A 14,341-nucleotide genomic window follows, 5' to 3' on the forward strand; every position below is an offset into this window, starting at 1 on the left:
CCTAATCGCTGGCCTTTTTTATAACTAAAAAACAGCATTTTATATACTATGAGTAGTGAATTTAATTTAATTGATAAGTTCTTTGTGCATGGGAACCTCACCAGAGAAGATGTAGATCTTGGTATTGGTGATGACTGTGCATTAGTGACCGTTCCTGAAAATCATCAAGTGGCTATTACAACAGATACGTTAGCTGCAGGAACCCACTTCTTAGCGACAGCGAACCCGATAAGTGTTGGTTATAAAGCATTAGCATCAAATCTTAGTGATATCGCCGCTATGGGGGCTAAGCCGACATGGGTTTCTCTCGCACTAACGCTGCCAGAGCCTGATGAAGAATGGCTTAATGGTTTTTGCGAAGGCTTCTTTGGTTTGGCCAAGCAACATCATGTCCAATTGATTGGTGGTGATACAACAAAAGGCCCGTTGAGTATTACAATAACGGTGCAAGGCATCCTTCCAAGAGGAGAAGCGTTAACTCGTAAAGGGGCAAAAGCAGGGGATGATATCTATGTTACTGGGCTTCTTGGTGATAGCGCTGCTGGTCTTGAGGTGCTATTAAATACATCTAAGCAGATAAAAACCGAGCTTGAACTAGAATTAGAACGCAGACATTATTACTCGACCCCAAGAGTTGAATTAGCTCAACGTTTACGTCACTTATGTCATTCAGCGCTTGATATATCTGATGGGCTAATCTCAGATCTTGCTCATATACTGAAACAATCGAATGTGAGAGCATATATTGATGTGGATCAGTTACCTATTTCTGATGAGTTAATGCAGTATTTCGCTGGAAGTAGAGAGCAATGCCAGAAAACAGCATTAACTAGTGGGGAAGAGTATGAGCTTTGTTTTACTGCTCCTAAAGAGAATAGAGAAGCAATTAAACAAATAACTACCCTTTTAAATCAAAACGTTAGTATAATTGGTGAAATAGTTGATCAGCCATTTACCAATATACGGGATAGTGTACAATTGCATAGGCAAATAAGTAAACTAGACTGGACGCTACATGGCTATGACCATTTTAGGAGTAATGTATGACAAACCCACTAGCATTAATTAGCTTAAAAAACCCGTGGCACTTGCTGGCAACTGGTTTTGGTAGTGGTTTAGCGCCCATAATTCCAGGAACAATGGGGACATTAGCGGCAATACCATTTTACTTATTGCTTGCTCAATTGCCTTTTTATCTTTTTGTTGTTGCTGTGATTATCTCAGCAATTGTGGGAATTAAAATCTGTGATGTAACCTCATCTGATATGAAAGTTCATGACCATGGCTCTATTGTTTGGGATGAATTCGTTGGGTTATGGATCACAATGAGTATTGTTCCTTATTTAAACTTATCAGTAACTGATTGGAAATGGTTACTTACAGGGTTTATCTTGTTTCGATTTTTCGACATGGTAAAACCTTGGCCAATTGGATGGCTAGATAACAAAGTTCATGGCGGCTTTGGCATTATGCTTGATGATATTGTCGCTGGATTTATGGCTCTAATTAGCCTTTGGGCTGTTGGAAAATATTCTGGTTGGTTATAAACAATGTGTAAAGTCAGGGCAAAAATTTGTTCTTTATTCTTAGTGTTGGTCACTTTTCTTAGTTATTCAAAAGCGGTACTTTCAGATCCTGTTCTAGTCGGTTATTGGGGCTATAATCAATATTTGGATAAATACCCAGAAGAAAAAAAAGTCATTGACTCTCTAAAGAGCATGGTGAAAGAAACTCCGGTTCCTTTAGCATTAAAGCAAGAAAAACCAGTGAAAATTTCATTTGTTTACCCTGGCGAGCAAGCCTCTGATTATTGGAAACGTAATTTAATTGCCTTTGAATCTCGTTTGAAGGCATTGAATATAAACTATGAACTAACGCCTGTTTCAACTCGACTTAATGTTGATTTTAAACAGCAAAGCCGTTCATTGTATGATGCTATTGAGAAAAAAGCAGACTATTTAATTTTTACATTAAATACCACTCGCCATCGCAAGTTTATCGAACACGTGATTCAAAGTCCTGATACGAAAATCATTTTGCAGAATATTACAACACCAGTGAAAGCATGGCGTGATAACCAGCCTTTATTATATGTTGGTTTTGACCATGTGCTAGGCACTAAATTACTGGCTAAATATTATCAGGAAAAATTCCCCCAAGGTGCTAAATATGCAATGTTGTATTATTCGTATGGCTATCTAAGTACAGCGAGAGGAGATGTATTTGTTCAATCAATGGATAATAAGAAATATACATTAACTTCCTCTTTCTATACTGAATCTACTGAAGAGAGTGCTTTTGACGCAACGAAGAGCATTATAAATAACAATAGCGATATTGATTTTATTTATGCCTCTTCGACCGATATTGCTTTAGGTACAGTAAAAGCACTAGAGAAAAGCTCAAAAACCAAACCTATTGTTAATGGTTGGGGAGGAGGTTCTCTAGAGTTAGCCGCGATAGAAAATGGCGAGCTAGGTGCTACAGTCATGCGAATGAATGATGACACTGGAGTGGCGATGGCTGAAGCTATAAAGCTGGATCTCGAAGGAAGAAGAGTACCTACCGTATTCTCTGGTGACTTTGAAATGGTAACATCAGAAACTTCACCTGAAGAACTTCAACGATTAAAAGAAAAAGCCTTTCGCTATTCTGGTGTAGATTTAAAACATGAGTAAAGGAAATATTTTAAAAAAAGCATCATTAGCGGATCTTATTTTCCGTGCTATTTTTATTATATTTTCTATCTTGACGGTAGGTATTACAATACATACTTACCAGTTAAGCATTAATACCATTAATGAAGAAGTAAAAAGAAACTTACAGCAAACATCGAACTTAATTATAAATCATCTAAACCATAGACTCTCTATTTTACAAATAAGGCAAGATACAGATGCCGGTAGTTTAGGTCTTCAAGATGATGAAAAACAAGATAAAATATTAAGTCTCGAACGTTACTTTTCAGATATTGAATCTAAATCCCCTTATAATTCACCTGATTTTAGATTTATTGAAATAGATAATTCTCTTTATTGGGATGATGGGAATAATTTATTTCTTGGCCTGATAGAAGATAATCTTCAAGATATTATTGATGAAAATATTCATATAAATACTTGGTATTATATGATGGTAGATAAATCCGCACCACAGGCTCACCTTTTAATAAGAAAGACCCCGATAGTATTTTCAAAAACAGGAAAAGTGAGAGGGTATTTATATAATGCTGCCATATTAAATAATAATATTTCCTTCATGCATGATTTAAAAACAATCAGTAACAGTCAAGGGATTCTTATTGTTAATGATAATAAGCCTATTGCATCAAGTATAAATAAAGGTTCTAAAGAATATGCTAATATAAAAAAAGCAATATTAAATCCTTCTTTAAGACTTCCAAATAAAATATTAAATATAACTGAAATAAATATAAAGTCGCTCAATGGAACATTATCTATAGTCTCTCTTAAAAATAGGGACAACATAGAGGCATTGGAGCAAAGATTTATATATAGTGTTGTATTGTCATTCTTTGTTCTTATTGCGCTTGCTGTTTTAATTAGAGGGTTGTTTGAGCATAAAATATTACTCGCCTTAAACTCGTTACTTAAGTATACCAATGAAGTGTCTAAAACTAATGCCAGTACTAAATATCAAGGCAGTGGCATTATGGAGTTTGATAACATAGGAAGTAAGCTTGAACAAACGTTTATAGAACTGATTAAAGCAAAAGAAGAAAGCTATAAAGCTCAAGCCGCTGCGGAAAAATCGACTCAAGTTAAGTCTGATTTTTTAGCAAGAATGAGTCATGAAATCCGTACGCCATTAAATGGAATATTGGGTATTTCTAGTCTATTAAAGCAAAGTAATTTAACTCTTGAGCAAGAGAAACAAATTAAAATATTACATCAGGGAGGGGAGCACCTTCTGGCTGTATTGAATGATGTTCTCGACTTCTCTCAAATAGAACAAGATAAACTCAATATTAATTGTGAGCCTTTTGTTTTAAATGAAGTATTAGAAACTATTAATGCTATTTATACGCCTATTTGTAGTGAAAAAGGAATTGAATTCGTTATTAATAATAGGATTGATAGTAAAGCTCTGATTAACTCAGATCAGGTTAGACTAACTCAAATATTGTTTAACTTATTGAGTAATGCAGTTAAGTTCACCGAGAAAGGTCAAGTAAAACTGACATTGACGTTAAAGAGTGACGAGTCAAAAACAAACTTGTGTCTTGTTGTAGAAGATACAGGGATAGGGATCAATGTTGATGAACAAGCTCGTATGTTTGAACCTTTTATCCAAGTCGAGTCAACTGAAATAAGAAAAGTTGGTGGGAGCGGGTTAGGTTTAGCCATAGTTAAACAATTATTAGATCTGCTTAACGGGGATATCTATGTTCAAAGTAGTATTAACGTAGGTTCTTCATTTTATGTGAACGTTCCGGTTTCAATGATAGAAACAGAGGAAAGGTCTCAAGAGTTAAGCCCAAACAATTATCAATCGCAGTTACCCTCTGATCTTAAAGTGTTACTTATTGAAGATAATAAATCAAACGCCTATATCGCTAAAGCTTACTGCCAAAAATATAATTTGAATGTTGAATGGGCAACCTCTGCAAAAGCAGGTATTGAAAGAATATCACAAAAGTCATTTGATTTAATTTTGATGGATAATCAAATGCCTGGAATGAGTGGTATTGAAGCGACTAAATACATACGCGAAGAACTTAAACTCACAATACCTATTTATGCTTATACCGCAGATGTTCTACAGGAAGCAAGAGATGAATTTTTATTAGCAGGAGCGAATTACATTATAACCAAGCCGATTAGAGAAAAGTCTATTCTTGATGCGTTGGTTTTTTATAAGTCGCAGAGTAATGATTAACTGCGTTTAATTCGCACAACTTTCATTACTTCTATATCAAATCCTGCAATTTTTTCAGAGAAAGGATAGTAAGTTAGATTTACTTTTGCCCCTTTGAGACTTTGGTAAGCTTTTGTTCTATTAAACTTAAATGGAACATTACAGTTTTCGATCATAATGGTATGCTGTATCCAATCACCAACGTCACGTTGGGTGTGGGACGTCACTTTTACATCAACACTATGCGTAAGTTGTTGATGTTTATTTAGCATTTTATCTACGTCTGATTTCATTAAAAGGCTCAATTAAGTTAGAAATAGTGTGTTTGATAATGAAAGATAAACGGATGTTAGTCAATTATTACAAGGGATCTCAAATGTCTAAGAAAGTATATTGTATTGCACAGTTTCTACCAAAAGAAGGTAAATTGGATGCATTATTTACGGTATTGCAAAATCTAGAACCAAATACAATGCGTGAAGATGGTTGTTTGCAATATACCGTGACTCGTCAGCTACAAAGTCCTTTTGCAGAAGGTGAAAGCTTTCCTATTGCATTTAATGAGATTTGGGCTGATAACGCAGCATTTGAGGCGCATTGCCAACGTGAAGAGATTAAGCAGTTTTTTGAGCAACAATGCATTGCAGAAGATGGCTTAGTTGATAAGTGGAACGTGTGTATTTATACCGATGAACCAACTAATTTCGATGCTCCAAAATTAGGCTAAATATAGCTAGATATCAAAAGAAAAAATGCCACAGAGTTGTGGCATTTTTTATGTCTCACCAAAAATCAGATAGGATGTGTTTAAAGATCAAGATAGTCTCTGATCTGTTTTTCAATACCTTGCGCATCTAATCCAAGTTCAGCGTGCATTTCTTCTTGTGTACCTTGAGCAATGAACTCATCAGGCAAACCTAATTGTAGAACAGGCTTAATTAAGCGATTCTTCATCAAGAATTCAATTACACCTGAACCAGCACCACCAGAAATCGCATTTTCTTCAATGGTAACTAACACATCGTGACTTGTGACTAGCTCACATAAAAGTGCTTCATCAAGAGGCTTGGCAAAGCGCATATCAGCAACGGTTGCATCGAGTTTTTCAGCCGCTTCTAAGCTACTTGCTAAGAAAGTACCGAAGTTTAAAATAGCAACACGTTCACCTTTTTCGCTAATCTTAGTTTCACGAACCAAACGACCTTTACCAATTTCTAATGGTTGCATATCTTTATCAACAGCAATGCCAGTAGCGCTACCTCTTGGGTAACGAACGGCACTTGGACCCGTATGTTTATGGCCAGTGTAGAGCATCTGACGACATTCGTTTTCATCACTTGGTGTCATGATCACCATATTTGGAATGCAACGCATAAAGCTGATATCAAACGCACCTTGGTGTGTTTGGCCATCAGCGCCAACTAAACCTGCACGATCAATGGCAAACATAACAGGAAGATTCATGATAGCGACATCATGGATCAGCTGATCATAACCACGTTGTAAAAATGTTGAGTAGATAGCAACGATAGGGTTATAGCCTGCGATAGCCATACCACTGGCTAGTGTCACTGCATGTTGTTCAGCAATCGCAGCATCAAAGTATTGGCTTGGGTATTCTTTTGAAAAACGAACCATACCAGAACCTTCACGCATTGCGGGAGTTATGGCCATTAGTTTATCGTCTTCTTTTGCCATATCACAAAGGAAATCACCAAACACATTTGAGAATGTTGGTTTACCACCTGATGCTTTTGGTAGAGAGTTATTACTTGGGTCGAATTTAGGTACACCATGATAGCTGATTGGATCTTTCTCAGCGGGCTCATAGCCTTTACCTTTTTTCGTCATGATGTGTAAAAACTGCGGCCCTTTAAGGTTACGCATATTTTTAAGGGTACGAACTAGCTCGTTCACATCATGTCCGTCGACAGGACCAATATAATTGAAACCGAGCTCTTCAAACATAGTACCAGGAACGACCATGCCTTTTAGGTGCTCTTCAGTACGTTTAAGCAGTTCTTTAATCGTAGGTGTGCCAGAAAGAACCTTTTTACCGCCTTCACGAATTGAGGTATATAAGCTGCCTGATAACACACGAGCAAGTTGATTATTTAGTGCACCGACATTTTCTGAAATTGACATCTCATTGTCATTTAAAACAACTAACATATCTGGGTGAATATCACCTGCGTGGTTTAAGGCTTCAAATGCCATACCAGCGGTAATTGCACCATCACCGATAACACTAACCACTTTGCGATTTGCTTGTTCTTTTTCAGCACAGATCGCTAAACCTAACGCGGCACTGATTGATGTAGATGAGTGACCGACAGAGAGAACGTCATATTCACTTTCATCTCGCCACGGGAATGGATGTAATCCATCTTTTTGGCGTATTGTCGATAGCTTTTCACGGCGACCTGTCAGTATTTTATGTGGGTAAGCCTGATGGCCAACATCCCAAATTAACTGATCAAAAGGTGTATTATAGACATAGTGCAAAGCAACGGTAAGTTCAACGACACCAAGCCCTGATGCTAAATGACCGCTAGATTTACTTACGGAATTTAAGAGATAAGTACGTAACTCATCACACAAAGTAGGTAGACTTTCTTTTGGCAAAGAACGTAATTCATCAGGCGTATTTGCCAAAGCCAGAATCGGGTATTTTGAAATATCTAGTGACATAGTATTAGCGCTTATCTGTTTTAGTTTTTACGCGCAATGACGTATTGGGCGAACGCTTGCATTGCATCCGTGTTATAAGGGATATCATTCAATGCATCAATTGCTGTTTGGTATAATTGTTCAGCTTTTTGTTGAGCACCTTCGAGTCCTAATAGGGCTGGATAAGTACTCTTCTCTAATTCTAGATCAGAACCTTGAGGTTTTCCGAGAGTCTCGGTATCGCTAGTAATGTCTAAAATATCATCTTGAACTTGAAAAGCTAGACCAATAGCGTCGGCGTATGTTTCAAGTTGAGGAAGAATTGCTTTGCCTTTTTCTCCAGCACATAAAGCGCCTAACTGAATAGCACTCTTTATTAATGCCCCTGTTTTATGGGCATGAATTTGTTCTAAAGAGGCAAGTTCAACTCGTTTTCCTTCCGCTTGTAAATCAAGAGATTGACCCATACACATACCAGAAGCACCAGAGGCTTTTGATAACACACGGATCATATCAATTCGAGATGACTCAGCTTCTGTTGCGAGATCACCATTAGCAAGGATTTCAAAAGCTAATGTTTGTAATGCATCACCAGCAAGAATAGCCGTCGCTTCATCAAATTTAATATGGCATGTCGCATGACCACGGCGTAGTTCATCATTATCCATTGCCGGCAAGTCATCATGAATTAATGAGTACGAGTGAATACACTCTACAGCGGCAGCGGCAGCATCAGCGTGTTCGGCATTGATACCTAACATTTTTGCCGTAATATAGACAAGATAAGGACGCGCACGCTTACCACCTAGTAATAACGCATATTTCATCGCTTCAGTAAGTGGCTGTTGTTGGATCGCAATTTTTTCAAGCCATTGATTCAGATGTTCAATGTTACGTTGTTGAAAAATTGGTAATTGTTGTTTAAGTGAATCAGTCATCATTGGTATCAAAAGGGGTTAGTTCCGCATTATCATCAGCTTGCAAAAGAATATCGACACGTTGCTCGGCATGAGTAAGTTTTTCTTGGCCAGCTCTTGCCAGTGAAATACCACGCTCAAATTTCTTTAGGGCATCTTCAAGAGGCAGATCGCCGCTTTCTAATTGGTTTACGACAGAATCCAGTTCTTCTATTGCCGCTTCAAATGATAAATTTTCCGGTTTTTTTACAGCCATAATGATTCACTCTTAAAATGATCCAAGAAAGGTAACTCAGAGAAGGTAACGGGTCAATTGAAGTGGTGAGAAAGTGATACATAAAAGTAAAATTTACTTAATAGGGGTTAATTTTCAAACAATCTATTGGTGAAGATGTTTTTTTTAATAAAAAAATTAAACCATTGATGTCTTTGGTCGATAAGAAAGAAGCGGCAAAAAAGTGATGATATTTATGGCTTAGTTTTTGCTTAGCTCATTATCAATAAACACAAGAAGCAAGATAGGGGAGCGCTCTGTGGATTTAGCAACATTAATAGGCTTAGTTGGTAGTTTTGCATTTATTATAATGGCAATGGTACTAGCAGGTGGCCTCGCCATTTTTATGGACACAACATCAGTACTTATCGTAGTGGGTGGCTCAGTATTTGTTGTATTGATGCAATTTACGGTAGGTCAGTTTTTTGGCGCAAGTAAAATTGCAGTAAAAGCATTTATGTTCAAAACCGACGAGCCCGTTGATTTGATCGTAACCATTGTTGAAATGGCAGATGCAGCACGTAAAGGTGGCTTTTTGGCATTAGAAGAAAAAGAAATCAGTAATTCATTTATGCAGAAAGGCATTGATTTACTGGTTGATGGCCATGATGCGGAAGTGGTTAAGGCAACACTACAAAAAGACATCGCATTGACTAATGAACGTCATGAAAAAGGTGTTGGCGTATTTACTGCTTTTGGTGATGTAGCTCCTGCAATGGGTATGATTGGTACGCTTATTGGTTTGGTTGGTATGCTTTCAAACATGGATGATCCTAAATCGATTGGTCCAGCAATGGCGGTTGCACTCTTAACCACATTATATGGTTCTGTTATTTCAAACATGATTGCATTCCCTATTGCATATAAATTGGAATTACGTAAGGAACAAGAGAAGCTAAATCGTCGCTTAATTCTAGATGGTATTCTAGCTATTCAAGATGGTCAGAATCCTCGAGTTATTGATAGTTATTTACGTAACTATTTAAACGAGAAGAAGCGTGTTGTTGATACTGGCGAAGAATAAGAGTAGGAGCTAACAATGGAAGGTGAAGATGATTGCAAATGTCCTCCTACTGGTGCCCCTAAATGGATGGCAACATTTGCTGATTTAGCAACATTACTTATGTGTTTCTTCGTACTATTACTTTCTTTCTCTGAAATGGATGTATTGAAGTTTAAACAAATTGCTGGCTCGATGAAGTTTGCTTTTGGTGTTCAAAATGTACTTGAAGTAAAAGACATACCAAAAGGTACTAGTGTTATTGCACAAGAATTTCGACCGGGCCGCCCTGAGCCGACCCCAATTGAAGTTATTATGCAACAAACCATCGATATTCCTCAGAAAACGTTAGATTTTCATGATGGAGAATCGGATCGCGCGGGTGGTACTAAGCGTGATGCAGGTAAACAAACGGGTGGCGAGTCATCTTCAACTTCGACTCAGACTAATTCTCAAAGTGAGTCAGAGTCAGAAAGTCAAAGCCAGACGCAGCAAGAATTAGAAGAAACGATTAAGAAAGCATTAGAGCGTGAAATTGATGATGGTGCTTTAGAAGTCGAGAATTTAGGTCAACAGCTAGTGATTAGAATTCGTGAAAAGGGTGCATTCCCTGCGGGCTCAGCTTTCTTACAACCTAAATTTCGCCCACTTATTCGTCAGATTGCCGAGTTAGTAAAAGACGTTCCAGGTATTATTCGAGTTTCTGGTCATACTGATAACCAACCATTAGATTCGGAATTATATCGTTCAAATTGGGATTTATCTGCTCAACGTGCTGTTTCTGTTGGTCATGAAATGATACGTGTTAAGGGGTTTGATAGTGACCGCTTACGAGTTAGAGGTATGGCATCAACAGAGCCATTAGGCCCGAATAAAACATCGGCTCAACGAGCTCGTAACCGTCGAGTTGAGATCAGTATCATGCAAGGTAAAGCGCATGAAAGTGATGAAGTGCCCAGTGCGCAGAAATAAGAGATAGTTTAAGTAAATGATGAAAGGAGAGTTGAATTAGCAACTCTCCTTTTTTTTCGGTATAATCTTGCGCCTTAGATTAGGTCTTAAATCCATTTAGTCTAACCTTTTGATTGTTATTCCACACCAGTGAAGCCTATATATGAAGTTTATCGTTAAGCCACATCCAGAAGTTTTTGTTAAAAGTGATTCAGTACGTAAGCGTTTTATTCGTATTCTTGAAACGAATCTACGCAGTATCATTAAACGCGAAACAAAAGGCGTTGAAGTGATTAACCGTCGTGATTACATTGAAGTTTCAGGTCTTGATGGTACATACCGTAATGAAGTACTTACGGCTGTTACTCATACACCAGGCATTCACCATGTACTAGAAGTTAAGCAGAGTGCTTTTGCGGATATGCATGATATCTATGAACAATGTTTAGAGATGAATCGTGAGATCATTGAAGGTAAAACGTTCTGTGTGCGAGTTAAACGTCGTGGTACACATGAATTTACTTCTATTGAATTAGAGCGTTATGTTGGTGGCGGTTTAAACCAAGCGGTTGAATCAGCAAAAGTACGATTAAAGAATCCAGAAGTCACTGTTAAGTTTGAAGTTGAGAATGAAAAACTGAACTTAGTGATTGCTCGTCATAAAGGACTTGGTGGTTTTCCTCTAGGTACTCAAGAAGATGTATTAAGCTTGATCTCTGGTGGCTTTGACTCGGGCGTTTCAAGTTACTTGCATATCAAACGTGGTTCAAAAGTACATTACATGTTCTTTAACCTAGGTGGCCCAGCTCACGAAATTGGTGTTAAACAAGTTTCTCATTTCTTATGGAAAAAATATGGTTCATCAGCAAAAGTAAAATTCATTGCTGTTGATTTTGAACCTGTTGTTGCTGAGATCCTTGAGAAAGTAGATGATGGCCAAATGGGCGTTATCCTGAAGCGTATGTTTATGCGTGCAGGTGGCATGGTTGCTGAGAAATTAGGTATCCAAGGTTTGGTGACTGGTGAAGCGCTAGGTCAAGTATCAAGCCAAACACTGACTAACTTACGCCATATTGATAATGTAACAGATACCTTGATCCTTCGTCCGCTAATCAACTGGGATAAAGAAGATATCATTAACGTAGCTCGTGAAATTGGCACAGAAGATTTTGCTAAAACGATGCCTGAGTATTGTGGTGTTATTTCTAAAAAACCAACGATCAAAGCTGAAAAATTCAAGTTAGAGAAAGAAGAAGCTAAGTTTGATTTCTCTATTCTTGAGCAAGTGGTTTATGATGCTCGCGTAATGGATATTCGTGCAATTGAAACTGAAAGCCAAGAACAAGCGCCTGAAGTTGAAATGGTCTCTGAGTTAGGTTCAAATGTTGTTGTTTTAGATATTCGTAGTGCGGAAGAAGAAGACGAAAATCCATTAGAAATTGATGGTGTAGAAGTTAAGCATTTGCCTTTCTTTAAGATTGCTACCCAATTTGGTGATTTAGACCAATCTAAAGAATACCTTTTATACTGTGATCGCGGTGTAATGAGCCGTCTTCAAGCATTATTGCTAATCGACAATGGCTATAAGAATGTAAAAGTTTACCGTCCATAACCTATGGTACTTTAACATTATAGAATGAAATGAAGAGAGCTGAGTAATTAGCTCTCTTTTTTTATTCTTATAGTTTCAAATTGTTGAGCCATGAAATCAATGAATACTCTTAATCGATTAGGCATATGCTTACTTCTTAAAAACTGCATCATAATATCACCGTGATAATTGCCTTGTACTTCCCAGTGAGATAGAACCTCGAGTAATAACCCTTGTTTTAGTTTTTCTTGAACAACAAAGCTAGGAAAAACACCAATCCCAAGATTGTGCATGACCGCGTCCAATCGCATTTCAGTATGATTAACCACAAAGCGTCCATCAACTTTGATTTGATAATACTCTGAACCTTGTTTAAATCCCCACTCGTTATCGTGTTGCGTTTCTCCAAGGGGTAAGCATTGATGTTTATCTAATTCTGAAGGGTGTTGAGGGATACCATTTGTTTGTAAGTATGTAGGTGTTGCACAAAGAACAAGGTCAATCTTAGCTAATGGCTTAGCGATTAAATTTTCTTGTGGCTGATTGGTTAAATTAAATATCACATCCAAATTATCATTGATGGGATCACAAGACTGATCGGTCACTTTTATTTTCAGTTTTATGTTTGGATATAGCTCAAGAAACTGTAGAAAAATAGGTTGTAATACTTGGTTTCCAAGTGCTTTTGGTGTTGAAACCCTTAATAATCCCTCTATGCTATTGCTGCTTTTATCTGAAATGTTAACCACTTCTTGAGCATTATCAACGATGCTCTTACAGTAATTATACGTTTCTTGTCCTGCGATAGTTAAGGTCTGTTTTCTTGTTGTTCTTTCTAATAATGTGAGTTGTAGAGCCTTTTCAAGCCGAGAAACCTGGCGGCTTACTCCTGATGGGGTCATATCAAGAACTTGTGCTGCTTTACTAAAGCTTTCTGACTCAACCACGGTTACAAAGGCGGCCATGTCTGGTAATAGGGTTACGAGTTTATTTATGTCCATGAGTCACAGAAGATTTGATTTATGTAGGGATTATTTAACTTATCAGCTTGCGGTATCTTGGTGCAAATAAGGATGTGATTTATGTTATCTCACAGGGAAGAAGAGAAGAGTGATGGAAAGGCGTATAGAAAGAGGGCGAGAGCTACCAGTTAATCAATACCTACCTTCAGTGATTCTACTACTTGTCGCGTTTTTTTGGGGAACAAGCTATGGAGTGGCAAAAGAAGCATTACTATTTACTAGTGTATTCGTTTTTTTAGTCATTCGGTTTGTAATGACAACTCTTGTCTTATTGCCAATTGTTATTTATCGAAAAAATATAGCGCATTGGAAATCCGTTATCCCAACAGGGGGTATTTTATTTTTGATCTTTGTTTGTGAAACCTATGGTATAAAAAATACGACAGCGTCTAATGCGGCTTTTCTTATTAGTTTATTTGTTGTATTTACGCCATTTATTGAATGGCTAGTAAATAAGAAGAAACCGACAAATAGATTGTTCTTTTTATCTATTATCTCTGTCGTTGGGGTACTTTTATTAACAAACATGACTACCCACGAACTTATTATAAATATGGGCGATATTCTAATGTTAATGGCGGCCTTATTGAGGGGAGTTATGGTTGTGTTTACTAAAAAAGTGATGGTCGATAAAGACGTTGACCCGATTATGGTGACAAGTATTCAATCAAGTGTAGTGTCGATTTTTTCTATAATATTGCTTTTATCCATCCATGGGTTTGAATGGATTAATTTGATACCACTTGATTTATCTTTCTGGCTATTAGCTATTTATCTTGTTTTATTTTGTACTGTTTTTGCTTTTTATGCTCAAAATTACAGTGTGAAAAAGATGTCGCCAACAAAAGTGTCGATCTTAATGGGCAGTGAACCGATATTTGGATCTCTGTTTGCTTTTTTATGGTTAAGTGAAAGTTTTACTATCGTGCAAATTATAGGGGCGAGTCTTATTTTTATCGCAACCTTTATAGCTACGAGGCAAGAAGTAAAGGCATAGTTTTTAGGGGCGAAAATACCAATGCCAATGTGATTTGGCAT

14 protein-coding genes are annotated in these 14,341 nt (G+C 37.3%); 9 read left to right on the forward strand and 5 right to left on the reverse strand.

The genetic code is table 11. The features are described 5' to 3' along the window. Window positions 1-48: 48 nt before the first annotated feature. Genes thiL through AC2INI_RS03630 form a run of 4 tightly spaced genes read left to right on the forward strand, consistent with a single transcriptional unit; the run spans window position 49 to window position 4,899 of the window. Window positions 49-1,047, forward strand: a complete 999-nt coding sequence (gene thiL / locus AC2INI_RS03615) for a thiamine-phosphate kinase (protein WP_486305368.1) — start codon at window positions 49-51, stop codon at window positions 1,045-1,047. Continuing rightward, on the forward strand, window positions 1,044-1,547 hold the full coding sequence (gene pgpA, locus AC2INI_RS03620) for a phosphatidylglycerophosphatase A (RefSeq protein WP_122035842.1): 504 nt from the start codon (window positions 1,044-1,046) through the stop codon (window positions 1,545-1,547). The genes thiL and pgpA overlap by 4 nt, the downstream gene beginning before the upstream one ends. 3 nt (window positions 1,548-1,550) lie before the next feature. Then, window positions 1,551-2,678, forward strand: coding sequence for a substrate-binding domain-containing protein (locus AC2INI_RS03625; protein WP_122035840.1), 1,128 nt, complete (start codon window positions 1,551-1,553; stop codon window positions 2,676-2,678). Further along, window positions 2,671-4,899: a LuxQ periplasmic sensor domain-containing protein gene (locus tag AC2INI_RS03630; protein WP_486305369.1), complete on the forward strand. Its 2,229-nt coding sequence runs from the start codon at window positions 2,671-2,673 to the stop codon at window positions 4,897-4,899. Before AC2INI_RS03625 ends, AC2INI_RS03630 begins: the two co-directional genes overlap by 8 nt. Here the strand turns inward: AC2INI_RS03630 and AC2INI_RS03635 are convergent. Next, window positions 4,896-5,171 (reverse strand): hypothetical protein, encoded by a 276-nt coding sequence (locus tag AC2INI_RS03635; protein WP_446703369.1) that lies wholly within the window; start codon window positions 5,169-5,171, stop codon window positions 4,896-4,898. The genes AC2INI_RS03630 and AC2INI_RS03635 overlap by 4 nt on opposite strands. Before the next feature lie 83 nt (window positions 5,172-5,254). Between AC2INI_RS03635 and AC2INI_RS03640 the strand changes: the two genes are divergently transcribed. Then, window positions 5,255-5,605, forward strand: a complete 351-nt coding sequence (locus AC2INI_RS03640) for a putative quinol monooxygenase (protein WP_486305370.1) — start codon at window positions 5,255-5,257, stop codon at window positions 5,603-5,605. An 80-nt stretch (window positions 5,606-5,685) separates the two neighbouring features. On the opposite strand, the gene dxs is transcribed toward AC2INI_RS03640, so the two are convergent. The 3 genes from dxs to xseB are packed head-to-tail and all read right to left on the reverse strand — an operon-like array spanning window position 5,686 to window position 8,721. Beyond that, window positions 5,686-7,569, reverse strand: coding sequence for a 1-deoxy-D-xylulose-5-phosphate synthase (gene dxs / locus AC2INI_RS03645; RefSeq protein ID WP_486305371.1), 1,884 nt, complete (start codon window positions 7,567-7,569; stop codon window positions 5,686-5,688). Between the two features lie 20 nt (window positions 7,570-7,589). Beyond that, on the reverse strand, window positions 7,590-8,486 hold the full coding sequence (gene ispA, locus AC2INI_RS03650) for a (2E,6E)-farnesyl diphosphate synthase (RefSeq protein ID WP_486305686.1): 897 nt from the start codon (window positions 8,484-8,486) through the stop codon (window positions 7,590-7,592). Beyond that, window positions 8,479-8,721, reverse strand: a complete 243-nt coding sequence (xseB, locus tag AC2INI_RS03655) for an exodeoxyribonuclease VII small subunit (protein WP_122035830.1) — start codon at window positions 8,719-8,721, stop codon at window positions 8,479-8,481. Before xseB ends, ispA begins: the two co-directional genes overlap by 8 nt. 277 nt (window positions 8,722-8,998) lie before the next feature. On the opposite strand from xseB, the gene pomA reads away from it, so the two are divergent. The 3 genes from pomA to thiI all read left to right on the forward strand — a co-directional run bounded on the left by pomA (window position 8,999) and on the right by thiI (window position 12,302). Then, a complete protein-coding gene (gene pomA / locus AC2INI_RS03660) occupies window positions 8,999-9,763 on the forward strand; it encodes a flagellar motor protein PomA (RefSeq protein WP_122035828.1) in 765 nt (254 codons plus the stop codon). A gap of 15 nt (window positions 9,764-9,778) precedes the next feature. Further along, window positions 9,779-10,711 carry a flagellar motor protein MotB gene (locus tag AC2INI_RS03665; RefSeq protein ID WP_122035826.1) on the forward strand — a complete coding sequence of 311 codons (933 nt, stop codon included), beginning with the start codon at window positions 9,779-9,781 and terminating at the stop codon, window positions 10,709-10,711. A 142-nt stretch (window positions 10,712-10,853) separates the two neighbouring features. Continuing rightward, window positions 10,854-12,302, forward strand: coding sequence for a tRNA uracil 4-sulfurtransferase ThiI (gene thiI, locus AC2INI_RS03670; protein WP_122035823.1), 1,449 nt, complete (start codon window positions 10,854-10,856; stop codon window positions 12,300-12,302). 47 nt (window positions 12,303-12,349) lie between these two features. Here thiI and AC2INI_RS03675 read toward each other — a convergent pair whose 3' ends face one another. After that, window positions 12,350-13,282, reverse strand: coding sequence for a LysR family transcriptional regulator (locus tag AC2INI_RS03675; protein ID WP_486305372.1), 933 nt, complete (start codon window positions 13,280-13,282; stop codon window positions 12,350-12,352). Window positions 13,283-13,496: 214 nt separating this feature from the next. On the opposite strand from AC2INI_RS03675, the gene AC2INI_RS03680 reads away from it, so the two are divergent. Then, entirely contained in the window at window positions 13,497-14,300 is an 804-nt protein-coding gene (locus tag AC2INI_RS03680; RefSeq protein WP_486305373.1) for a DMT family transporter, read from the forward strand. Window positions 14,301-14,341 lie beyond the last annotated feature (41 nt).

Source organism: Aliivibrio friggae, from assembly GCF_057368515.1.